General features: G+C 37.2%; 22 protein-coding genes. 15 read left to right on the top strand and 7 right to left on the bottom strand.

Translation table 11 applies throughout. The annotated features are described in order from the left end of the window. Window positions 1-296: 296 nt before the first annotated feature. The 4 genes from ACIQXI_RS08375 to ACIQXI_RS08360 are packed head-to-tail and all read left to right on the top strand — an operon-like array spanning window position 297 to window position 3,185. Window positions 297-911, top strand: coding sequence for a pyroglutamyl-peptidase I (locus tag ACIQXI_RS08375; protein WP_402923398.1), 615 nt, complete (start codon window positions 297-299; stop codon window positions 909-911). Beyond that, entirely contained in the window at window positions 895-1,587 is a 693-nt protein-coding gene (pxpB, locus tag ACIQXI_RS08370) for a 5-oxoprolinase subunit PxpB (protein WP_402923396.1), read from the top strand. Before ACIQXI_RS08375 ends, pxpB begins: the two co-directional genes overlap by 17 nt. Window positions 1,588-1,590: 3 nt before the next feature. Further along, window positions 1,591-2,448, top strand: coding sequence for a 5-oxoprolinase subunit C family protein (locus ACIQXI_RS08365; protein ID WP_402923394.1), 858 nt, complete (start codon window positions 1,591-1,593; stop codon window positions 2,446-2,448). 2 nt (window positions 2,449-2,450) lie between these two features. Then, a complete protein-coding gene (locus ACIQXI_RS08360; protein WP_402923392.1) occupies window positions 2,451-3,185 on the top strand; it encodes a 5-oxoprolinase subunit PxpA in 735 nt (244 codons plus the stop codon). 69 nt (window positions 3,186-3,254) lie between these two features. Here ACIQXI_RS08360 and ACIQXI_RS08355 read toward each other — a convergent pair whose 3' ends face one another. Together ACIQXI_RS08355 and ACIQXI_RS08350 are read right to left on the bottom strand one after the other, a co-directional pair. Next, on the bottom strand, window positions 3,255-3,575 hold the full coding sequence (locus tag ACIQXI_RS08355; RefSeq protein ID WP_402923390.1) for a DUF4183 domain-containing protein: 321 nt from the start codon (window positions 3,573-3,575) through the stop codon (window positions 3,255-3,257). A 23-nt stretch (window positions 3,576-3,598) separates the two neighbouring features. After that, the gene (locus ACIQXI_RS08350) at window positions 3,599-4,024 is read right to left on the bottom strand and encodes a DUF4183 domain-containing protein (protein ID WP_402923388.1); all 426 of its coding nucleotides are present in this window, start codon (window positions 4,022-4,024) and stop codon (window positions 3,599-3,601) included. 323 nt (window positions 4,025-4,347) lie between these two features. On the opposite strand from ACIQXI_RS08350, the gene ACIQXI_RS08345 reads away from it, so the two are divergent. The 7 genes from ACIQXI_RS08345 to ACIQXI_RS08315 all read left to right on the top strand — a co-directional run bounded on the left by ACIQXI_RS08345 (window position 4,348) and on the right by ACIQXI_RS08315 (window position 13,699). Beyond that, the gene (locus tag ACIQXI_RS08345; protein ID WP_402923387.1) at window positions 4,348-7,959 is read left to right on the top strand and encodes a dynamin family protein; all 3,612 of its coding nucleotides are present in this window, start codon (window positions 4,348-4,350) and stop codon (window positions 7,957-7,959) included. A gap of 10 nt (window positions 7,960-7,969) precedes the next feature. Further along, a complete protein-coding gene (locus tag ACIQXI_RS08340) occupies window positions 7,970-8,779 on the top strand; it encodes a sulfurtransferase (RefSeq protein WP_402923385.1) in 810 nt (269 codons plus the stop codon). 113 nt (window positions 8,780-8,892) lie between these two features. Then, window positions 8,893-9,867 (top strand): hypothetical protein, encoded by a 975-nt coding sequence (locus ACIQXI_RS08335; RefSeq protein WP_402923384.1) that lies wholly within the window; start codon window positions 8,893-8,895, stop codon window positions 9,865-9,867. Beyond that, complete coding sequence (locus ACIQXI_RS08330) at window positions 9,860-10,423, top strand: hypothetical protein (protein ID WP_402923382.1); 564 nt, start codon at window positions 9,860-9,862, stop codon at window positions 10,421-10,423. The genes ACIQXI_RS08335 and ACIQXI_RS08330 overlap by 8 nt, the downstream gene beginning before the upstream one ends. 53 nt (window positions 10,424-10,476) lie before the next feature. Further along, window positions 10,477-11,307 carry an MBL fold metallo-hydrolase gene (locus ACIQXI_RS08325; protein ID WP_402923380.1) on the top strand — a complete coding sequence of 277 codons (831 nt, stop codon included), beginning with the start codon at window positions 10,477-10,479 and terminating at the stop codon, window positions 11,305-11,307. A 533-nt stretch (window positions 11,308-11,840) separates the two neighbouring features. Further along, a complete protein-coding gene (locus ACIQXI_RS08320) occupies window positions 11,841-13,043 on the top strand; it encodes an NAD(P)-dependent malic enzyme (RefSeq protein WP_402923378.1) in 1,203 nt (400 codons plus the stop codon). Window positions 13,044-13,414: 371 nt separating this feature from the next. Further along, complete coding sequence (locus ACIQXI_RS08315; protein ID WP_402923377.1) at window positions 13,415-13,699, top strand: hypothetical protein; 285 nt, start codon at window positions 13,415-13,417, stop codon at window positions 13,697-13,699. A 305-nt stretch (window positions 13,700-14,004) separates the two neighbouring features. Here the strand turns inward: ACIQXI_RS08315 and ACIQXI_RS08310 are convergent, their stop codons facing one another. The 3 genes from ACIQXI_RS08310 to gdhA form a co-directional block, all read right to left on the bottom strand. Further along, window positions 14,005-14,658 carry a YIP1 family protein gene (locus ACIQXI_RS08310; RefSeq protein WP_402923375.1) on the bottom strand — a complete coding sequence of 218 codons (654 nt, stop codon included), beginning with the start codon at window positions 14,656-14,658 and terminating at the stop codon, window positions 14,005-14,007. 258 nt (window positions 14,659-14,916) lie between these two features. Next, window positions 14,917-15,603, bottom strand: a complete 687-nt coding sequence (locus ACIQXI_RS08305) for a phosphoribosylaminoimidazolesuccinocarboxamide synthase (RefSeq protein ID WP_402923373.1) — start codon at window positions 15,601-15,603, stop codon at window positions 14,917-14,919. 230 nt (window positions 15,604-15,833) lie between these two features. Beyond that, window positions 15,834-17,207: an NADP-specific glutamate dehydrogenase gene (gene gdhA / locus ACIQXI_RS08300; protein ID WP_402923372.1), complete on the bottom strand. Its 1,374-nt coding sequence runs from the start codon at window positions 17,205-17,207 to the stop codon at window positions 15,834-15,836. Between the two features lie 172 nt (window positions 17,208-17,379). On the opposite strand from gdhA, the gene ACIQXI_RS08295 reads away from it, so the two are divergent. Both ACIQXI_RS08295 and ACIQXI_RS08290 read left to right on the top strand, forming a co-directional pair. Continuing rightward, complete coding sequence (locus ACIQXI_RS08295; RefSeq protein WP_402925713.1) at window positions 17,380-17,856, top strand: YaiI/YqxD family protein; 477 nt, start codon at window positions 17,380-17,382, stop codon at window positions 17,854-17,856. Further along, window positions 17,846-19,168, top strand: coding sequence for a D-serine ammonia-lyase (locus ACIQXI_RS08290; protein WP_402923370.1), 1,323 nt, complete (start codon window positions 17,846-17,848; stop codon window positions 19,166-19,168). The genes ACIQXI_RS08295 and ACIQXI_RS08290 overlap by 11 nt, the downstream gene beginning before the upstream one ends. A gap of 52 nt (window positions 19,169-19,220) precedes the next feature. Here the strand turns inward: ACIQXI_RS08290 and ACIQXI_RS08285 are convergent, their stop codons facing one another. Together ACIQXI_RS08285 and ACIQXI_RS08280 are read right to left on the bottom strand one after the other, a co-directional pair. Beyond that, the gene (locus ACIQXI_RS08285; RefSeq protein WP_402923368.1) at window positions 19,221-20,378 is read right to left on the bottom strand and encodes a pyridoxal-phosphate-dependent aminotransferase family protein; all 1,158 of its coding nucleotides are present in this window, start codon (window positions 20,376-20,378) and stop codon (window positions 19,221-19,223) included. Window positions 20,379-20,558: 180 nt separating this feature from the next. Continuing rightward, a complete protein-coding gene (locus ACIQXI_RS08280) occupies window positions 20,559-21,047 on the bottom strand; it encodes a hypothetical protein (RefSeq protein WP_402923366.1) in 489 nt (162 codons plus the stop codon). 271 nt (window positions 21,048-21,318) lie between these two features. Between ACIQXI_RS08280 and ACIQXI_RS08275 the strand changes: the two genes are divergently transcribed. Both ACIQXI_RS08275 and ACIQXI_RS08270 read left to right on the top strand, forming a co-directional pair. Beyond that, a complete protein-coding gene (locus tag ACIQXI_RS08275; protein ID WP_402923365.1) occupies window positions 21,319-22,014 on the top strand; it encodes a nuclease-related domain-containing protein in 696 nt (231 codons plus the stop codon). 258 nt (window positions 22,015-22,272) lie between these two features. Continuing rightward, the gene (locus ACIQXI_RS08270; protein ID WP_402923363.1) at window positions 22,273-23,475 is read left to right on the top strand and encodes an MFS transporter; all 1,203 of its coding nucleotides are present in this window, start codon (window positions 22,273-22,275) and stop codon (window positions 23,473-23,475) included. The last annotated feature ends 45 nt before the right edge of the window (window positions 23,476-23,520 follow it).

Raw genomic sequence — 23,520 nt, 5'->3', positions numbered from 1 at the left:
TAAGCAACAAGTTCCTAAAGAAGTTTGGATAAAGAAAAATTGGTGAATAACAAAATTACTATAAATAAAAGAGTATGACCTGCGTCATACTCTTTTATTTATGCCATTTTGCAATTTCGAGCTTCAAATTGATAGTTTACTAGATAAGATGAAAATTTTGAAAAATAACATAATTTTGTAGAATCAAGAGCATTTGTAGCAGTTGTTTGTTAAAATTGAGAAGAAAATAGCTATTCAACAAAACAAAATTAAAAGGTCGTTCTAAGCAACGTCCGATAGAAATTTAGGTGAAAAACATGACGAAAATATTATTAACTGGATTTGAACCGTTTTTAGACTATAAAATAAATCCAACTATGCAAATTGTAGAAAATTTAAATGGAACGTTGATGGACGGCTATGAAATTGTAGGACGTACGCTATCCGTTGATTTTCAGCAATCTGCGCAACAGTTGAAACAATATATTACAGAAATACAGCCAGCAATCATTTTGTCGTTAGGGTTAGCTGGAGGGCGCTTTAAAATAACACCAGAGCGCATTGCCATTAATGTCAAAGATGGCGAGCCTGATAACAATGGCTATACACCTGTCGATGAAAGTATTGCTGCTGGTGGGGAAGATGCCTATCTAACAAATTTACCTATTCGCCGTATGGTAGAGCGATTGAATAAAGAAGGCTATCCTGCAGAAATTTCAAATACTGCCGGTACTTACTTATGCAATAATATTATGTATGAAGGGCTCGTTTACGCGAAGCAACATAAAGGTATTCTGGCTGGCTTTATTCATATTCCTGCATCTTTTGAATTGGCGATTCAGCATGGCAAAATACCAGGTTGGAATATGCAAGATTTACTAATGGGCATTAAGCTTTGTCTCGAGGAAACCATTCGTGAAGCCAATCATTAAGTTTCCACAGACGATGTGGATTAGCCACAACACAATTCGTTTTGCATTTAATGAAGTAATCTCACAAGAAAATTTTCACATTGTTCAAAAGTTTAATCGGTTTCTGAAAAAAACTTTACAGTCCAACCTTATTGAAAGCGTTGCTAGCTATCATACGGTGACCGCATATGTAAAACACAAAATAGATGTAGACTTTTTACAAGAACAATGGCTAGACATGCAAAGTAACGCTTCAAATGAAGAAGCGAGTCGGCAGTTACATATTCCAATTTGCTATGATGAGGAATTTGCTTTGGACATGCAACGTGTCATCGACTATTCGGGTTTATCGTTTGAAGAGATAAAAAAATTGCATATGGCGAAAGTATATAGTGTCTATTTAATCGGTTTTTTACCAGGCTTTCCGTACTTAGGTGATTTAGATAGCCGATTATTTGTACCGAGATTAGCGAAACCACGCCCGTTTGTCTCTGCAAGCTCGGTAGGTATTGGAGGGGGACAAACAGGCATATATCCACTCGATTCTCCAGGAGGATGGAATATACTCGGTAAGACGCCAGTCAATTTATTTGATATTCATCGGCAAGATACGTTTATCTTTTCACTCGGAGATCAAGTCCAATTTTACGAAATTACAAAACAAGCGTTTTTAGAAATAAAAAGTAAAGGAGTGTAGCCATTGAAGCCACTTCTTATAATAAAAAAACAAGGTGTATATGGTAGCCTGCAAGACCAAGGGAGATTCGGCTATCGTGCCTTTGGTATTCCTCTTTCAGGGCCAATGGACAAAGTTTCCTTTCAACTAGCCCACCAAATTTTGAATAATACGCAAAACCAAACGTCATTTGAAATGTTTATAGGTGGCTTTGAATTTCAAGCTTTAAAGGAGGCTACGTATGTATTAACTGGTGCAACTTGTCATTGTTTATTGAATGGTAAACCCATAGAAATGTGGAAAACCTTTCAATTAGTAGCGGGAGATATTTTATCCATCAAAAGTGTAAAAGATGGCTCAATTGTCTATCTTACGCCTCAAGGAGGATTCCATACAGAATCCATACTTGGCAGTAAGTCATGCTTGCCAATTGCAGGAAATGCACTAAATGTTGGCTCTATGTTATATGGACAGTCTATAGAGCCGCTACCCTATACAAGAGGGCTTTATGCACCTTATCGCCCGTTATTTCAAACGGCGCTTACAGTAAGAATTTTTAAAGGTCCTCATTTTGAATTATTTACAGACGACAGCAAGCACCAATTTTTAACTAGTCCGTATCAATTTACTGGGGGAAATCGTATGGGCTATTATTTTAAGGGTAGTGTCTTACATATGGAAAACAGGAAAGATATTCTATCAGAAGCGACCCAATATGGGACAATACAAGTGCCACAAAACGGCGAGCCTATTGTTTTAATGGCAGATGCCCAAACAGTCGGTGGTTATCCAATTATTGCAACCATACATGAAGATGATTTACATAAAGTTGCCCAATTGCGCATGTTTAACACAATAAAATTTGCATTAATGGAGGAATGACTATGCCGATTGATATTAATTGCGATATGGGTGAAAGCGGGGATGCTCTCGCACTAAAAAACGATGAAGAAATTTTAAACTATGTGACGTCCGTCAATATTGCTTGTGGTTATCATGCAGGGAACCATACTATCATGCATAACACGGTCCGCAATGCTATTCGTAAAAATGTACAGATTGGCGCACATCCAGGCTATCCTGATTTGGAAGGGTTTGGCCGGCGCAATATGGATGTTAGTGCACAAGAAATTTATAATATGATCGTCTATCAAGTAGGCGCTTTGCAAGCATTTGTTGCTGTGGAAAAGGGCGTGCTTCATCATGTGAAGCCACATGGCGCACTGTACAATCAAAGTGCAAATAATATTGAAAAAGCAACAGCTGTTGTCAATGCTGTTTATGATTTAAATCCAGCATACGTTTTATATTGTTTAGCTGGTAGTGAAATCGTGAAAATTGCAAAGGCTAAGGGCTTACGTGTCTATGAGGAAGTTTTTTCTGACCGTCGTTATAATGCTGATGGCACATTAGTAAGTCGGGAAGAGCCCAATGCGGTAATCCACTCAGAGGAAGAAATGCTTATCCATGTCGAAAGTATTTTGACTGCGAATGAAGTGATGTCAGTTCAACAGAAGAAAATTCAACTTTCTGCGCAAACATTATGTATTCATGGAGATGGCCCACATGCCCTGACCTTTGCTAAGAAAATTGATGCGTTAAGAAAGCAAATAGGTTAAGTAACAGTTGTATGGATGCTCAACAAAATGCTACAAGGTATTGAGAGCATCCATACATACTATTAATATTTATATAGTAGTTGATAATTCAACAGCTTCAATAATGACTGGGGTTCCAGCGGCGATTGAAGCTGTCACCGTATTGAACGTTAATTCTGTTGCGGAAACGGAGTAAGCATCGCCTTTTTGAAGTACGCCATTTATATAAAGGTTGTAGTAGCCATTTGTTACAATCGGAAAAGTAGTTGCAGGATTGCCACTATCCGTTAAAAAGGATGTTGCAGCAAGTGTTGTACCATCTGTAATGGACAGTGGGGTCGCTAAAATGCTGAAAAATCTTGTTGATGTGCAATAAACATTGACATTCAGATGAATAATAGAAAGTGCCACGAGTTCACCTCCTTTCCAAAGTTTTACATCCTTGTTGTGAAAAATCCAATCGATTCTATAATAATGGGAGTTCCTCTAAAAATCGTCGCATGATTCGCATTTAACAGTAGCGAAGACGGTGTAACGGCGTAAATCCCACCTTCCTGCATAACAGCATTAATAAATAAATTGACATAACCATTCGGGTAAACGATAGAAAAATCATTTATTTGCACACCATTATCATCAGTAAATTGCTTAGCAGAGAGCGTTGCTCCATTTGTTAATTGCAAATCAGACTCTACTATATGAAAATATCTATTGATTTCAGGATAAATAGGTTGATGTGCCATAATAGTGGGAGCGGTTGTCGTATCAGGGGCATTACGAGCAATGATACGTGACCATCTAAATTTTTCTTCATGATCAGCTAAATGCTCCGTAAGATGACGAAATTTATGCTTTGCCATTACCTTATCACTCCATCTCTTTATTTGTGCCCCTAGAAGTTGACATAATGATGTTAATTGCTTTTCAAATGTACCCCTATCTTTTTACAATATGAAAAAAGTGACGACTAGTTTAGTTATGCATCCATTGTGACGTGGAATATAGTAGATTTTTTTAAAAAATCATGTAACGCATATTGGATAAACATGACTTTATTGACGATTATTACGTCTGAAACCTTGATATATATGATTTTCAAAGTAAATAAGTGTTATACTTTGCATATCTAATAAGGTAGAATACTAATTGTGAATAATTAAAAGGGTAAAGGGGTTTACGTTTTATGAATGAATTTGATCAACAACTAGAGGGGCTTTTAAAACAAGCTTCATTACAATACATAATATATCAGCATAATGGTGATACAGAGCGCATGGATAAGACATCATTATTTGCTCGTAAATTACAACAAAAAGAGTATGTCATCGGTTTTGCTGGTCATTTCTCTGCAGGGAAATCAAGTATGATTAACGCTTTATCTGGAGAGAATTTACTTGCATCTAGTCCAATTCCGACGAGTGCCAATATTGTAAAGGTCCATAAGTCAGAAGAAGATTATGCTATTGTCTATATGCATAACGAAAAGCCAGTAAAATTTGAGGCAGGCTATGATTTTAAAACAGTAAAAGAGCTTAGTAAAAATGGTGATCTCGTATCACAAATTGAAATTGGCCATAGTGCATCTTCTTTACCATTTGGCGTAACTGTGATGGATACACCAGGGGTAGACTCGACAGATGATGCACACCGTATGTCTACTGAATCAGCGCTTCATATTGCAGATATTGTATTCTATACAATGGACTATAATCATGTTCAATCTGAACTGAACTTTCAATTTACAAAACAATTAATGAAATACAATCCGAATGTTTATTTAATCGTTAATATGATTGATAAGCATAAAGAAAATGAACTAAGCTTTGAAGAATTTAAAACAACAGTTCACACTTCGTTTTCTGCTTGGGGTGTTGAACCAAAAGGTGTGTTTTTCACTTCATTAAGAGAGCCTGAGCATCCAAATAATGATTTTGAAGCAGTCAAAAAAATCGTCATGGATAGTATGAATGACTGGCAAGATCAGCTTGTACACACAGCGACGAATACGCTTCGTTTACTGCAAAGCGAGCATGACAATTATTTAATGGAAGAAAAGCAAGATCGTTTAGCAATTGATGAGGATATTTTAAGTGCTGATGATTGGGCACACCATCAAGATATTTTAGAGCAATACAATAAATTAAGTCGACAAGTAGAATTATTCTCAGTGGAGGCTTGGAATGAAACGTTTGAAGAAGAACGCAAAGAATTACTTGCCAATGCTGCCATTATGCCAGCAGATGTACGCGATAAATTACGTCTTTACTTAGAAAGTAAGCAAGAAGGGTTTAAAGTAGGCGGATTGTTTACGGCTAAGAAAAAAACGGAAGAAGAGCGTTACCGCCGTAAAGAAGATGCGTATAGTGCGTATCAAACAGTTGTCCATGCTCAAATTACGGGTCACATAAAAGGTCTTATGAAAAAGGCATTAAAAGATGTTGGTGCCTTAAGTGAAGAGCGTGCTACAGCTATTGATAACTATGTGTTTGAGCTGCCATTTTCACTAATTGAACAACAAGTCCAAGCAGGGGCACTATTAACAGGGGACGCTGTACTTAATTTTGCCAACCGTGTTGCTGAAGCAACAAAACGATTTTATATTCAAGAAACAGATGTGTGGAAAGATGAACAGGCCACTACATTACAAGCAGTGGCAAGCGAAACGGCTGCACCATCGAAGTTAAAAATGGCTGGCATGCAGGACAAAGTAGATGCCATTCAAGCTGTGCTCGAAATTGAAGGTTATCAGCAATACAGTGCAAGTGTTATGCATCAAGCAAGCAATGAAATTCGCAAAGAGGCGAATGCACAACTAGTGAATTGGGATAAAGCATTTGAGCAAGACTTAGCGGATATCCGATTATTTGATGAATCGATGTTAAAACCAAAAGAGGAAATTGTACAGCAAGAGGAAGCACAGCATGCAGTGAGTGCATCAAGCTTACCTATCGATGGAGTTATTAAGCGTGCACTTCATACTGCTAATGCGGTGAAAGAAGTGCAAGGCTTTGCAGAAGTGGCTAGTTATTTAGAAAATAAAGTAGAGCGATTACAGAAAAAGGATTTTACAATTGCATTATTTGGTGCATTTAGTGCTGGGAAATCGTCCTTCTCAAATGCATTAATGGGTGCAAAAGTACTGCCAGTATCACCGAACCCAACAACAGCGGCCATTAATAAAATTCGTCCAGTAACAGCAGAGCATCCTCATGAAACAGCAGATGTTCAGTTAAAAACAGCATCGCAAATGCTAGAAGATATTCAAGGTTCATATGCGGCCATTGGTTTAAGTGTTGCGTCGTTAGAAGAAGCATTTAATCGAGCAGATGAAGGATTGGCAGTACAGCTTACAGATGAACGATTAAATGTGCATAAATCGTTTATCCGTGCATATAAAGAAGGTTATCCAACATTTAAATCGGAACTTGGTGAAGTGCTACGAGTAGAAAGAGAAGAATTTGAAAAATTTGTCGCACAAGAAAATAAATCATGCTTTGTTGATAATATCGACTTTTACTATGACAGTCCGTTAACTCGAATGGGTGTTACGCTTGTTGATACTCCAGGAGCAGATTCCATTAACGCGCGTCATACAGGGGTAGCATTTGAATACATTCGAAATGCAGATGCTATTTTATTTATTACGTATTATAATCATGCATTTGCGAAAGCGGACCGTGAGTTTTTAATTCAATTAGGTCGTGTCAAAGATGCGTTTGAACTGGATAAAATGTTCTTTATCGTCAATGCGATTGATTTAGCAACGACTGAAGAAGAGCAAGAAGATGTGAAAGGCTATGTGCGTTCAGAATTACAACGTTTTGGCATTCGCTTCCCTCGTCTATACGGGGTTTCAAGCTTAATGGCTTTAAAAGAAAAAGTGGAGGGTGGGTCATATGCCTCAGGTATGCCGCCATTTGAAGATGCATTCCATACATTTTTAAATGAGGAATTAAGTGCATTAGCTGTGCAGGCTCTTGCGGAGGAAGTTGACAAAACAGAGCAACGTTTAGGTGATTTGATCGCTCAAACAGAAGAAAACTTAAAGCGGAAAGATGAACGTTTAGCAGAGTTAACAACGCTTGAACAGCATATTACATCCAAATTTAATACTTTAAATACAAGTATGATGGAAAGTGAGACGAAGCAAGAGTTAGATGAATTATTGTATTACGTCTTACAGCGTGTCTATTATCGCTATCCAGAATTCTTTAAAGAAGGCTATAATCCTTCAACCTTTGCTGCTATGCCAGCACAGCAAGCGTTAGAGCATGCGTTAAAAGAAGTGTTACAAAGCTTGCGTTTTGACTTTACACAGGAAATGCGCGTTACGAATTTCCGTTTAGCTCAATTTATTGGCAAGAAAATGCAACAACGCTTTAAAGATGAAGTCCGTGACTTAAAAGAAATGAATCGTAGTTTCTCATTCTTAGCGTTCGATTCATCTGAACCAGATTTATTAGACTTTGAAGGTCCATTTGCGGATATTTCAAAATATGCAAGTGTAAAATCTCATTTCCGTAATCAAAAAGCGTTCTTTGAGAAAAATGAAAAAATGAAGTTAAGTGAAGCATTAGAAGCATTAACTAAACCCGATGCCCAAAACTATTTAGATAGACAAAAAGTATCATTAATGACTTGGGCCATTGCGTTTATCGGCGAAGAAGCTGAAAGATTACGTTTGCATATTTACCACCAGGCTTTAGAGCAAATCGCTACTGAACGACTTGTCTTACAAGAAGAAAGTCGACTTGCATCGTGGAAATCAATTTACGCACAACTACAATACGCATGAGGTGATAGACATGGGAAAAGTATTCAAAACGATTGAGGAAATTCAAGTGGAAGGTGTCCGTTTCATAGATGCTCGTTATGATTTACAAAATAAAGAAGCGGGCAAACAAGCCTTCGAAGCAGGTCACGCACCGGGTGCGGTGTATGTAGATTTAGAACAGCATTTATCGGATATGGAAAGCGAAAACGGCCGTCATCCGATGCCTAGTAAGGAAAAACTGACGTCCGTCTTTCAAGAATTAGGCTTGCGTTATAAAGATCAAATTGTTGTATACGATCAAGGGGCATCACCTTTTGCCCCTCGCGCTTGGTGGATGTTAACGTATGCAGGCTTCCCGCATGTTGTAATTGTCAATGGTGGGGCACCTGCGCTTGAACAAAAAGTGACATTCACAAAGGATATTGTGAAATATGCACCAACTACAATTGATTTTAATTGGCAAGATCATCTCTATGCACCGCGTGAAGCAGTAAAAGCAATTGTTGATGGTGAACAATCAGCAACGTTATTAGATGCACGTGCAGCTGCTCGTTACCGTGGTGAAGTTGAACCGCTCGATAAAGTAGCGGGACATATTCCGACAGCTAAAAACTTTGATTGGGAGCAATTAAAAGTTGAAGGTACATTACAAGCTAATGAAGCGCTACGTGCCAAGGTTGCACGAGATGAACATGTTGTGGTCTATTGTGGTAGTGGGGTAACAGCTTCACCGCTCTATGCAGTGCTTGCTGACGAAGGGTACGACAATATTCAGCTCTATACTGGCAGCTTCAGTGATTGGATTACTGCCTATGATGTTGAAACAGGGACAAATGAATAATCTAGATAGAAACGCTCACTTCGGTGGGCGTTTTTTGCGTCCGTTTTGGAAAAATTTCTAAAGGAAGCCAAATTTGTTTTTTTATAGTTTAATAGAGAAAGGGGGTGAGCATCGTGCCAACAATGATGACAGAAGGAGCGGTATATTTTATTGCATTTCAAAAAAAGGTAATCCAACTTGCAACCTTTAAGGAAGGCATGTCAAAGTTTTCACCAACAATCTACTGGCTTTGTGCCATTGGCTTATCACTGCTAACGGCTTTTGTGGTGAGAACAGCCATACAACGAGGTGCAGATAAGAAATTTGTACTGGCACTAGGATTTATTGCGGTATTGCTGTTTGGCAATAGTGCATTTTATTTGCAAAATCAATTAGCGCAGCCTATTACAGTGCCGCTTGCATATGATTTTTACAGCGGAAATGAAACGCATGACTTGAATATTCACTATGTGACAAATAAAAGCGATCACCGCGCTGTGCAATATTTACAGGCAGGAGAAGTAACTTTATTCGCGCACTACTATGAACAGCCAGCAAAAGATCAACCTATGTTTTATTATCCAGCAGATGTCACAGAACAAGGGCGCTACCAGTTAATGCGTTCAGCTTATTTTATTGGCAATAAAGATGAAATGCAAAAATTAATAGATAGTGGTGCAATCTATCTTGTTTTAGATGATGGAAAAAAGCTGTCCACAACTTTGCAATTGGACTTTGAACGTCCAGCTGATGAAGTAGCTTATAGTTTTGTGTCTTCCTCAGGCTCTAATAATGGGATTCAAACAGCGAAGTTTCGATTGATGCAAGATGCAGTATTTGACGAAGTATTAATTCCGGAAATTTTACAAGGAAGCATTGAAATCAACGAAATAGATGTTAATGGTAAAACGCTCACGACAGAAGATTTCCCTATTGCTGTTAAAAAAGATCAGTTAGTATCCATTTCGCTCCAAAGTAAGGAAGCTGCTTTAGATCTTCAAAAGATGGTTGGGATAAGCGGGCCGGAAGGAATATTGCCAATATGGATTCTTCGGAAAGCTCCATTTGATATCAAAAACATAACAGAGGGGAGTTTGCCACATGATTGAAAGCCAAGAAAAACAGCAACAGTTAAAACTATTGAAGTGGCTAACTATTGCGCTTTTTTTAAAATTAATTTTGTTAAATATCTTCCCTTATGCGTTTTATTTACAGCAATTGCTTAGTTACGGAGCACTGTTAAAGAGCCTATCTTATTTTGACGGTAAAACGTTGGCGAAGCGCTTAATTGTTATTGCGCTCGTGCTTGTCATGGTGCCGCTTGTGTCAGCAGATACGCTCATTAGTTACTGGCTGATAATATTTACAGGGGTCATTGATTTATTAATTCTTTTGCAATTTGGCCAAATCCTATTGGCCATGGAGCAACGTAATAATTTACGTGCTACAACGATTGATTTTATGAAAAAATACAAGTGGGTTGTCGTAGTTGTGATGGCTAGCTGGACATTCCTCATGCATCTTATTTATATTGAACAAATGATTTTATTATTTATTGGCGCACTTTTATTATTTTTCATGAATATCGCATTCATTATCCATGTGCGGAATGTAGCTAAACAGATTAAATCAACAATGCATTTCGCAATATTTACTGAAAAATGACTCACCATTCATTTTATGCTACACTTTTTGTACAAAGGGGAAGGGGGAGCACTATGTATAAATTAGATAAAAGTATTGAAATCGAACAACATGAGGATGTGCAATGTGCGCTTGGCAAAGTATCGACTCAAGGATTTGGCATGAGTGTTTATAGCTTTTATGTGGATGGCTTGCTTATTGATACAGGCTCTAACTCACTAGCACAGGAGTTTCAATCTTTTTTTGATAAGCTGCCGGTTGAGCAAGTTGCCTTAACGCATGCCCATGAGGATCATTCGGGAAATGCCGCATGGATACAGCAACAAAAGGATGTCCCTATTTACGTTCATCATGAGTCAGTTATGGCTTGTGCGGCAGACGGGAACTATCCGCTTTACCGTCAAGTACTATGGGGTCAGCGACCTGCATTTCATGCACAGCCATTTGGGGATACACTTGAAACGAAAACGGGCACATGGGACATTATCGCAACTCCAGGCCATACAACGGACCATTTGTCGTTTTATAATCGCGCAACAGGTGCTATGTTTACAGGTGATTTATATATTCAAACGAAAACAAAGGTTGTGCTAGAAGAGGAAAACATTGTACATACTTTGGCGTCGTTAAAGAAACTATTGCACTATGATTTTGAAAAGGTTTATTGCTGTCACGCAGGTTTTCTAGCAAATGGTCGGGCAAAAATTATCGAAAAAATAGACTATTTAGAGGAGTTACAAGGGGAAATCCTGAAGCTCTATAATGAAGGCTACTCGGTGGAAGCTATAACGAAAGCAATTTTTCGTCGTGATTACCCGATTACAAAAGTGTCGGGGGAACAATGGTCGTCCAAACATATTATAACAGCATTTACGAAACAATTTATGCAGGAGTCCTTACACTAAGAGCTTATGTAAAAAATCATCAAGAAGCGCCTGTGCAGAAATCAGCTACGGTACGTTAATTCTATAAGTTTGGTTAGACGCTCCAGAGTCCTTATGTTAAGGGCTCTTTTTTATTTTTTAGTGAGATAAGAACATTCAATCTAAAAAATACATCTGTATATTAAATATTTTCTATTAAATAATAAAAATGTTTGTGAAAAAATGTGGAGAAAATGTGGCAGAGGTTGTTATATCAATGGATGCGCTTACAAAAGTTTGTGAAATTTTTCTCATTTACTGCAGAAAAATACTATGTGAAAAGTTGAACAGGTTTATTGCTGTTATTAGTACGTTTAACAATAGCTCCATTCATTTATTTATTATTTTAAAATAATAGATTGTGAAATATATAACAATACTAAATCTTGTAATTTTCGATGTAAAATGCTGTCGTACCAAAGGAAATAATGTTTTTTGTATATTTTTTGTTGACTATGATTTCACAAAGTATTATGATTCTGACATACATTAAAAAAGTAAAAGGGGCGGATTGAATGGATATTATGAAAAAGGCGTTAGATATGCATGCGCATTATAGTGGGAAATTAGAGGTGATTTCAAAGGTGCCTGTGCAAGACTCGTATGATCTTAGCCTAGCGTATTCACCAGGTGTAGCAGCACCATGTATTGAAATTGAGAAAAATCCATCGCTTGTCTATGACTATACAATGAAAGGCAATATGGTTGCGATTGTTTCTGATGGGACAGCTGTATTAGGGTTAGGCGATATTGGACCGAAAGCAGCACTACCAGTTATGGAGGGGAAGGCAATTTTATTAAAGCGTTTTGCCAATGTTGATGCTTTTCCAATTTGTTTAGATACGAAAAGTACGGATGAAATCGTCAGCATTGTGAAGGCGCTTGCGCCAACATTTGGTGCCGTTAATCTAGAGGATATTTCAGCACCACGTTGCTTTGAAATTGAAGATCGCTTACGTCAAGAATGTGATATTCCTGTATTTCATGATGACCAGCATGGTACGGCAATTGTTGTAGGTGCAGGCATGATTAATGCTAATCGAATCGTTAAAAAAGATATTGCAACAATGAAAGTCGTTATTAACGGTGCTGGTGCAGCAGGTATTGCCATTTTACGTATTCTTGTACAAATGGGTTATAAAAATATATATATGTGTGACACAAAAGGAATCATTTATGAAGGTCGCCCAGAAGGTATGAACCCAATTAAAGAAGCAGTGGCTCATTTAACAAATCCAAATAAAATCCATGGAACGTTAGAAGATGCTCTAGTAGGAGCAGATGTCTTTATCGGCGTATCCGTTGCGAATTTATTAACAGAAGCGCATATTGCGTCAATGAATGAAAATCCAGTAGTCTTTGCACTGGCGAATCCGAACCCAGAAATTACGTACGAAAATGCCAAAGCTTGGGGTGTGCGTATTATGGGAACAGGTCGTTCAGATTATCCAAATCAAATTAACAATGTGCTTGCTTTCCCAGGAATTTTCCGCGGAGCTTTAGACGTGCGCGCAACAGATATTAACGAAGATATGAAGCTAGCAGCGGTAGAAGCAATCGCTTCACTTGTTAGTGATGAAGAATTAGCTGAAGAGTATATTGTGCCTAAATCATTAGATGAGCGTGTTGTGGAAATTGTTTCACGCGCTGTTAGTGGGGCTGCTGTTGCCTCTGGCGTATCAGAGTTATTCCAGCAACAAACAATACTATCTGTATAAAAATAAAAAAACGTTCGCTTGTTCTTACAGGCAAAACATCATCCTAAAACTCAATAGTTTATCCATTAAATACAGTCTTTAAAACATTAAAGACTGTATTTTTTATTGTCTTAAAAGTTAATGTGAGCCTGACAATGAAGAATACAGCCATTACGTGAGTATGTAATGAGCAAAATGCAATTACAGTTAAAATTTTAATGATGCAAATCTCCATTCCTTTTCATCAGCTAGGGCAGATGGTAAGACACGCGTAATCAAAGTAAAAGGAACTTACTCAAATAAAACCAGTCTATATATTTAAAGGGATTATTTAACTTATTTAACTTCATACACACCTGAATCTTAAATAAAACGATAATGGGGGCATAATAATGTGGTTAATATTCGGTCTTATCTCAATAGTAGCAACTTTTATAAATATTTTTTTGTATGCAACAGGTAAAGATTATAAGCTTGCGATGGCGATGGGGTTATCATTTACAGCATTGACACTTTGTGCACAATATAGCCTAGTATCTGATTGGGTAAAAGGTGAAGATTGGGCAGCATTATTAGATGTTGTACCTACTATGGAAAAGGGGGTATGGTTGTTGACGATTATTTCTATGTTGCTGAATACAACACCGATTGTTTTAGAACTTAAAAATAAAAAATAATAACTTGTTCGGAATATAACATTAAAAGCTAAAAAGTATATAAATCTCTTAGAAAAAAGAAAATGGTGTATTTTATCCTCCTTATGTAAAAAATCAATTTTAGCATAACGACAAATGAGCAAGCATACTAGTTTGCAAACGAAAGATAGAAAACACACAAAAGCCACGAATGTTGTATTATCAACGTTTCGTGGCTTTTCTTGTGAATAGTATTTTAACGTAACAATGTTTCATGGACACAGTAAATCTAAAAACTTATGAATATAAGTTTTTTTAACTGCTATTCCCTAAAGACAAGAGGGGAGTTACATCATGCTAATGCCAATTACGCCAATTATGACGATAATAACAAGTACAAAAACAACGATACCGATAATAACTGAAGGAATAAAAATAGTGAAGAATGCTTTCCAATTTGAAATTTGATGTGCTTCTGCTACAACAGCCACTGTTGTTACAAATGACCAAACACTCGTAACAGCTGTTGCTAACAGTGATAGCCAAAAAATCCATGGAGCAGACCCTATAAAATTCGTATCCATTAATGATTCAGGTGATGTAAATAGCCAAATTACGTAAAATGGAATGACTACGATAAATGGAACAGCAGTTAAGCTCAAAGCTTTAAACAAATTAGAATACGTTGCAGTTCCTTTAAATAATTTACCAAATAACCAAATGATAAGACTTGAAAATGCTGTACCAACTATTGCTGCAATGGGTGCTAAAATCACGCAAAATAGTACGATAATCCATGGGGATACGTCAAGTAAGAAATTACTATCTATAAGGCCAGAAAGCAAAGAACCAATATATCCGATTGACATAACAAGGATTGCATAACCAATCGATTTGGCATCGATCATGTAGCGTGCAGTTTGCTTTGGATGCATCCAAGTAGACAGAAAAGGATTAACCTGAGGCCTTTCTTGTTGTGGTGTTTCATTATAGTTTTCCATTAAACTACCTCCTGAGATGATAAACTTGTTCCAATTCAATATACGAGTGAAGTGGCAAAAAGTTTCAAAAAAATGCGTTTAGTAACATTGATTATCTAAACTGACTTTTTTTAGCTTAATTGATAAATATGCTAATCGTCCACAGGAAATTAATAGGAAAATGATGCAAAGATTTTATATCTTTATTTAAAAGGCTTTGTCAAGATAAAAAATCCCTTTCTAGGCAATATAGGAAATTGTCTAGAAAGGGATTATTCATTAGTCCGCTAACATAATTTTTTCAAGCTCTAATGGCTCGATGTATTGTTCACCTTTATAAGCACGCATATTACCGCCAGAAATTTCATCAATTAATAATATTTCATTTGTTTGGGCATCGCGACCAAATTCTAATTTAATATCGTAAAGTGTTAAGCCTTTTTTTGCAAGCTCAGCAGCAACAAATTGAGAAATTTCAATTGTGCGCTGTTTTAAAATAGCATATTCTTCATGTGTTAACAGGTTTAACATCGCTAAAGCATCTTCAGAAATTGGAGGATCTAGACGGTCGTCGTCTTTAATTGTTACTTCTACGAAAGAATCTAATGGTTGTCCTTCTTGTACGTAAGCGCCATAGCGACGTAGGAAAGAACCAACTGCTTTAAAGCGGCAAATCACTTCTAAGCCTTTACCGAATACCGTTGCAGGCTTAACCGTCATTGTAGCATCGTCGAAGTTTGCATCTACATAGTGTGTTGGGACACCTTGTTCGTTTAGTTTTGAGTAGAAATAAGAAGTTAGGCGTAGACCTGCTAAGCCGGCACCATCAATTGTTAAGCCAACCGTATTTGCGCCAGGATCAAAAACGCCATTTTCACCAGTGACATCATCTTTAAATTTTAATAAGTAATGACCATCTTCTAACTTAAACACATTTTTCGTTTTACCTGTATACAATAATTCCACAAAAAACCCTCCAATATTTCATAGTACCTTATTATTATAACACGAATGTTTTGAAACATTAATATAAAAATGTTCGTTTTATTATTAGATATACTTATTTTTTTACATGTTTTATATAAAAAAATAAGATGATAACGAATATTCGTTATCATCTTACAAGGAGAAGGAAAATTCAAAAATTTTAATCGCTCATTCTAGTTACTAGATGTTAGAAAGACCGAATAAACTTTTTAATAGACACCTTCAGCTAACATACCATCCGCAACTTTCACAAAGCCTGCGATATTAGCACCAACTACTAAGTTTCCTGGGTAGCCATATTTCTCTGCTGCAGCTTTACTGTCTGCATAAATATTTTTCATAATTTGATGCAACTTCGCATCTACTTCTTCAAATGACCAGAATACACGACTTGAATCTTGTGCCATCTCTAATGCCGAAACTGCTACACCGCCAGCATTTGCCGCTTTCGCAGGTCCAAATAATACGCCAGCATTTAAAAATTCGTTTATTGCTTCAAGATCTGAAGGCATATTGGCACCTTCACCAATTGCTTTAACACCATTAGAGATTAATGTACGAGCTGCGTCGCCGTTAATTTCGTTTTGTGTTGCACAAGGCAGTGCGATATCACATGGAATAGACCATATACCTGTACAACCTTCTGTAAATGTAGCATTTGGACGATATTCTACGTAAGTTGATATACGGTCGCCTTTTACTTCTTTAATTTCTTTAATTGCGTCAAGATCTAAACCTTCTGGATCATAAATGTAGCCAGATGAGTCTGAACAAGCAACGACTTTTGCACCGTATGCCTGTGATTTTTCAATTGCATAAGTGGATACATTTCCAGAACCCGAAACGACCACAGTTTTACCTTCAAATGAGTCATTTACGTCTTTTAACATTTCTTCTACAAAGTATACTGTACCGTAACCTGTTGCTTCTTTTCGAGCTAATGAACCACCGTAGCCAGGTGTTTTACCAGTGAGCACACCTGATTCGCTTGCTTTTGTTAAACGCTTATATTGACCCCATAGATAACCCACTTCACGAGCACCTACACCGATATCACCAGCAGGAACATCGACATCTGGACCAATATGACGGTATAATTCAGTCATGAATGCTTGGCAGAAACGCATGATTTCTGAATCGGATTTACCTTTAGGATTAAAGTTTGATCCGCCTTTACCACCACCGATTGGTTGACCAGTTAACGCGTTTTTAAAGATTTGTTCAAAGCCTAAAAACTTAATAATGGATTCGTTTACGGAAGGGTGGAAGCGAAGTCCGCCTTTGTAAGGCCCCATTACGTTGCTGTACTGTACTCGATACCCACGATTTACTTGCACTTGGTTGTTATCATCTTGCCATGCTACACGGAAAGAAATAATGCGATCAGGCTCGACGATACGTGAAAGAATATTTGCTTTAATATATTCAGGATGTTGTGCAAATACAGGCACTAATGAAATGAATACTTCTTCAGCTGCTTGTAAAAACTCCGCTTGATGACTGTTTTGTTGTTTCAGTTGCTCAAACACGCCATCAACATATTCTTTTGCCAATTGATCGTTACTTACAGTTGTTGTTGTCATAATGAAAACCTCCAAATGATTGATAGGTGTATCGTATATCTATTTGTCACACTATTCAATAAAATACTTTTTGACTTTGTGAAAAAATGAGCAATCGGTGTCCGGGAAAAGGTATATTAAAATAATGATGGAGTGCTTGATTCATCTAATTATGAGAAAGGAATGATGCTTTATTGTTAAGGTATTAATTGACGCTGATGCCTGTCCAGTCGTGGATTTGGCGCTATCTATATCATCTGAGTTTGAGATTGAAACTATCTTATTTTGCGATACATCACACCGTATTGAACGTGAAAATGTAATAACAATAATTGTGCCGAAGGGTCCAGATTCGGTTGATTTCACGCTAGTGAATGCGCTTTCAAAGCATGATATCGTCATTACACAGGATTACGGTTTAGCAGCCATGGTTTTAGCGCGTGGGGGGTATCCAATTGATCAAAATGGTAGGGAAATGTCTAGTGAAAATATCGAACGTTTGCTCGATATGCGCCATGTAGGACAGAAGATTAGACGAGCAGGTGGACGAACCAAGGGACCGAAAAAAAGAACGAAAGAAAACAATATTTTGTTTGAAATGAAATTTCGACAAATTTGTGAACGAGCAATTTTAGCACAAAAAATGGAGGGATCAGCAGATGGAAAATAAACTAAAAGACGAATTATTTCAGCTATATCCGCAGCTCCAACATATAAAAATGCGTGAAACTGTATTTTGGGAGAATACAAAGTGGATGAAAAAGGCAAGTTCAACGTACTTTTCAATGGAAGAAGTTGAGCATGCGGAAGAAACGCTACAACGCTTTTCTTCCTATTTAAAAGTTGCCTTTCCTGAATTGCAGGAAAGTAATGGGTATATTGAATCTTCCATTCAGCCGATTAATGGCATGAAGGCAGCGCTTGAAAAACAGTTCCATGTATCCATCCCTGGTCAATTTTTATTAAAGGGTGATCATGCATTACCAATCTCGGGTTCAATCAAGGCGCGTGGAGGCATTTATGAAGTATTAAAACATGCCGAGCGCCTGGCTCTAGCGAATGGTAAGTTGAAAGTAGAAGATGATTATGCCGTATTAGCAACTGACGAATTACGAATGTTTTTCCAGCAATACACGATAGCAGTAGGGTCTACAGGTAACTTAGGGCTCAGTATCGGCATAATGGGCAAGAAAATGGGATTCAATGTCGTTGTACATATGTCCAGTGACGCAAAACAGTGGAAGAAAGCATTATTAAGAGAAAAAGGGGCAACGGTTATAGAATATGAGGCAGATTATAGTGTCGCTGTAGAGCAGGGAAGGAAGGAAGCTGCACAGAATCCAATGTGCCATTTTATAGATGATGAAAATTCCAAAGACCTATTTGCCGGCTATGCGGTAGCGGCTAAACGTTTACAAGTCCAATTAGAGAAGACAAACATTCAAGTCGATGCGGAGCATCCATTGTTCGTTTATTTACCGTGTGGTGTCGGGGGAGGTCCTGGTGGGGTTGCCTATGGTTTACGGGAAATATTTGGTCAGCACGTGTATATTTTCTTTGCTGAACCAACGGCATCCCCCTGTATGACTATTGGATTAATGACAGGGTTACATGATGAAATCAGTGTAGAGGATATTGGCTTAGACAATAAAACAGAAGCCGATGGTCTAGCGGTTGGCCGTGCATCGAAATTTGTAGGTAAAGTGATGGAAACTTATATTAGCGGCTGTTATACAGTACAAGATGAAGAATTGTTTACATCACTTGCTTTAGCCATGGACAGTGAAGGGCTATTTTTAGAGCCATCTGCACATGCAGGAATGTTTGGCCCCATTCATTTAATGACCAACGGCCGCGACTTTTTAAAGAAGCATCATTTACTGGATAAGATGGAGCAAGCAACACATCTTGTGTGGGCTACAGGGGGCAGTATGGTGCCGCAGGAGATGCGTGAGAGATATATAAAGCAACGTGTTCGATAACTCTATCTCAATAAAAGACTGCTTGGCTATTATTGCCAAGCAGTCATTACTTTTATTTACATTGTGCTGCTAAAAAAACTTTATGCGCTGCGCTAACACCTGCACCCGGCTCAAAGTCATAAGCAAAGTCCTGCAGAGCGGCCTCCATTAAAGAAACGGCTTGTAAAACATCACTAGGGAAGCAGTAGCCCATATGACCAAATCTGAACATTTCCCCTTGTAAATGACCAAGTCCACCAGCAAAATCTAAATGATATCGTTGTTTAAGATGCGTTAAAAATTCACCTAATACAATGCCTTTTGGAGCCATGATGGCAGTTATTGTTGGTGAAGCATATTCATCCGCAGTTAAAAGCTCAATATTAAGTGCTCTCATCGCACTGCGCACCATATTTTTCATTAGTTCATGACGGGCAACCGTATGAGCAAACCCACCTTCTTGCTCAATTAGTTTACATACCTCATGTAAACCATAAATAAGTGTAATGGCAGGAGTATTAGGTGTCATTCCCTTTTCAGCCCATTCACGATAGCTTAATAAATTTAAATAATAAGATGGTGTTTGATTTTCTTCGATAACTTTCCATGCTCGATCGCTTACGCTAACCAGTGAAAGTCCTGGTGGCAGCATCATGGCCTTCTGTGAGCCTGTCACGAGTATATCGATACCCCAGGCATCCATCTCAGCAGGTGCACCGCCAATACAGCTTACGCCATCTACAATGACTAACGCATCGCTTTCTTCACGTACAACCTGTGCTAATGTAGCAACTGGATTTAAAATACCAGTTGACGTTTCATTGTACGTTATAAAAACAGCTTTTATATGTTGTAATGGCTGTAAAAAGTTACGTAACTCTTCAGCTGTGCATGCTTGTCCCCATTGTTTCGCCAGCTTATGTACGTTAAAGCCATATTTTTCACAAATGGACACGAAATAATCCCCAAATGCACCTACCGTAATGACTACAACGTCTTCGCCTGCACTAACGGTATTGACAGCGGCCGCCTCTAATGCAGCTGTACCACCAGATGGAAGCAATAATATGTCCTGCTTTGTGCCAAAAATAGGTTTAACAAGTTCAATTGTTTCACGATAGAGCTCAACAAATTCAGTACTTCGATGGCTGAAGATATCTCGGTTCATCGCAAGTTGCACTTTTTTTGGAATGGGTGTCGGTCCTGGATGTCTTAAAATATTTTCATACATAATCAAAATCCCCTTTGCTTTGAAAGTTTGAAAGTCTAAATTTTCTAACTATAATATAGCATAGTCATAGACATTGTTGACGGCTTTTTTAAAAATATTGGAAATATGAGGGAAAGTGAGCGTTAATTCACAAAAAATCCCCTTTCAGTCTAATAGACGAAAGAGGATATAATGTATTTTTTACACGATAAAAGGTCGTCTCATGCGCATTAGGCCGTAGATAGCATAGAATAAGCCGCATGTGAGGATAGATAAAATAATGTAGAGAACTGCTTTGCCCGTATCATCCGTCCAACGGTATAGAAGACGATATGTGTAGAAAATCCAATAGCCAAACATAACGATGGAAGCTAAAAAGCCGACCAGCGGAACGAACGAAATAATAAATAATCCTGCATAAATTAAAGTGGTTTTTTTCGCCGCTGCACGAATAGTAACATCATCATCACCAGGTGCAGTAAGTAGAAATAGACTATAAATATTGATAATCGGAATCCATGCAATATAAGCGACATCACTAAAGCCATTTGTTTTCGATGCCGTAAAATAAATGAGTGCATTAACAACGTAGCCAATAATTAAAAATACTAAAAACACGAAAAAGAATAACAGCATGAAGCCACCAAAGACTGCATCATAATCACTATAATACGGATCATAATAATTCATTAAAAAACCTCTCTTTCAGCATAGTTGATAATAATGGAAATTTAGTGTGTTAAAGGCATATTATTTTACTAATTATTTGTTAATAAAATTCCTAGAAACCTAGATTGAATTTTTCTCAGAACATTAACACCTTATGAAAGCATCTACTTTTTCATGCTCTAATAATAAAAAATATGATTTTTTAGTAAATTTTGGTATGATTATGTAAGTGATAAGTGGAGCATTACTTTTTAAACTTAAAACCTTCATTGATTTAAAGGAGGAATGTTTCGTGCTAATCGTTTTTATGATAACAATTTTAACGATGGTTCTACTAATTTTTTATGTGAAACAAAAGAACTACCGAGCAAGTATTTACTATGCTTTAACGCATAATAAAATGTTGAAGGTAATGTTTGATAAAGGAAAGTACGGAGAGTATTTAACATCCCGTATCATTGAAAAGCATGCTTTAAAAAGTCATAAGCAATTATTGAATGTTTATATACTAAAAAAGAATTCTCAAGACTGGACGGAAGTGGACTTACTTTATATAGATCGTACGGGTTTATATGTCATAGAATCTAAAAATTATAGCGGATGGATTTTTGGCAATGAAGCGCAGCAACAGTGGACACAAACGATGAAGAACAATAAAAAATTTAAATTTTATAATCCAATTCGTCAAAATGCTACGCATATAAGAGCTATTCAAAAGTTCCTAGGGCTACCAGATGAAATATTTCATTCTGTCATTGTATTTAGTGAACGATGTGTCTTGAAAAAAGTAGAGGTTAAATCCGAAAATGTATATGTTTTAAAGCGAGAAAATCTAAAACGTTTTATTGCAACACGCAATCAATCAAGTAAACAAGTTTTTACTCAACATGAAATTGAGTCCATTTATAAGAAATTACGACCTCAAATGCATGTAACTGAGATAGTTAAAGCACAACATCTACAAACGATTCAACAAAAATATAAGTGAATCACTGTTGTTTGCATATAATGAATTATTAATTTACTGAAGAGCAGTAAATCATACATACTTAAAAATTGATAAATCTAATTCCCCCAAGATTTATCTACTAGCAAAGGAAGGTAAGTTTAGATGTGTAGTCCAATTTAAAAATTACCCATTTTACTGACAAGGATTTCGTAAAATGGGGGAGGAAGTTTGCATGATTCGTCCAATTTAAAAACACCCATTTTTTGAATTAATTTTCTAAAAAACGGGGGAATGTTTATGAAATTGGGTAAAAATTTTTGGTTATTACTCTTAGGGCAGTCACTAGCAAATATAGGTGACGTTTTATATATCGTGAGTATTATTCATGTCATTTATCTTATGACAGGATCAGCAATTGCCGCATCTTTTGTTCCATTTACGATAGCAACGTCTATGTTTGTATCGGGTATACTGACACCGCTGTTATTTGAAAAAGTGAATTTAAAGTGGCTACTAGCAGGTTCGCAAATAGGAAAAACAGGTTTATTATTTGTATTAGGGCTATTGTTATTTGGAATAACGGCTACTAATTATTATATATTGTTTCTTGTCATTAGTATCATCGCCTTCCTTGATGGCTGTGCAAATCCAATAAGGCAGACATTGGTTCCTCACTATGTAAAAGATGAACAATTGTTAAAAGCAAACGGCATTGATGAAGCCGTTACGCAATTTATTCAATCGATCATGTGGTTTGTAGGTAGCTTGTTTTTACTTTTTCTTAGCTCACAGCAACTCGTTTGGGTTGTCGGAGGGTTATTCGCCATTGCGAGTATTGCCTTATGTTTATTAGAAAATGTCGACCAACAATCCTTTGAACAACAAGGGAAAATGAAGCAAGTTGTAAAGGGTTGGAAAATGCTTTGGCACACGCCTCTGTTACGACAAATTGTTTGGATAGATGTTCTTGAAACGATTGCAGGTACAGTATGGATTGCAGCCATTGTCTTAGTATTTGTCAATGATGCGCTCCATGTTGACAAGCGATGGTGGGGCTTTATAAATGGCACCTATTTCGTAGGGTTAATAGTGGGTAGTGTTTATTGTGTAAAATATAGCGCATCCATAGATAAGAAAATTGCGAAAGTAATGTTTATAGGATCATTATTTACGTGTTGTGTAACGATTTTGTTTAGTGTCAATAGTATTCCTACGATCGCCTTATTGTTGTCGTTTTGTGTTGGGCTTTTTGGTCAAATAAAGAGCATCCCCCAACACACAGTAATTCAAACGAGTGTTCCAAGAAGCGATTTGTCGTCAGTCTATACTGCTTTAAGCGCTATTTTGACAGGGGGATTTGGCATTTCCTCTTTAGTGATGGGCATTATTGCGGATGTATTAGGAATTAGAGTAGTCTTTATGATTTCAGGTCTGCTATTAGCTGTAGTAAGCGTCATTATCATGAAAAATAAACTTTTATTTAGCCGCGGAAGGAATTAATTGTAAAATAGTCGAAAGAGGCTTGCACCTACAAAAGGGTGTAAG

Source organism: Lysinibacillus sp. NPDC097195 (assembly GCF_044762075.1).
Taxonomy (GTDB): domain Bacteria; phylum Bacillota; class Bacilli; order Bacillales_A; family Planococcaceae; genus Lysinibacillus.
Note: the sequence above shows the minus strand (reverse complement) of the source record. Positions and strands in the feature narration are given on the sequence as shown.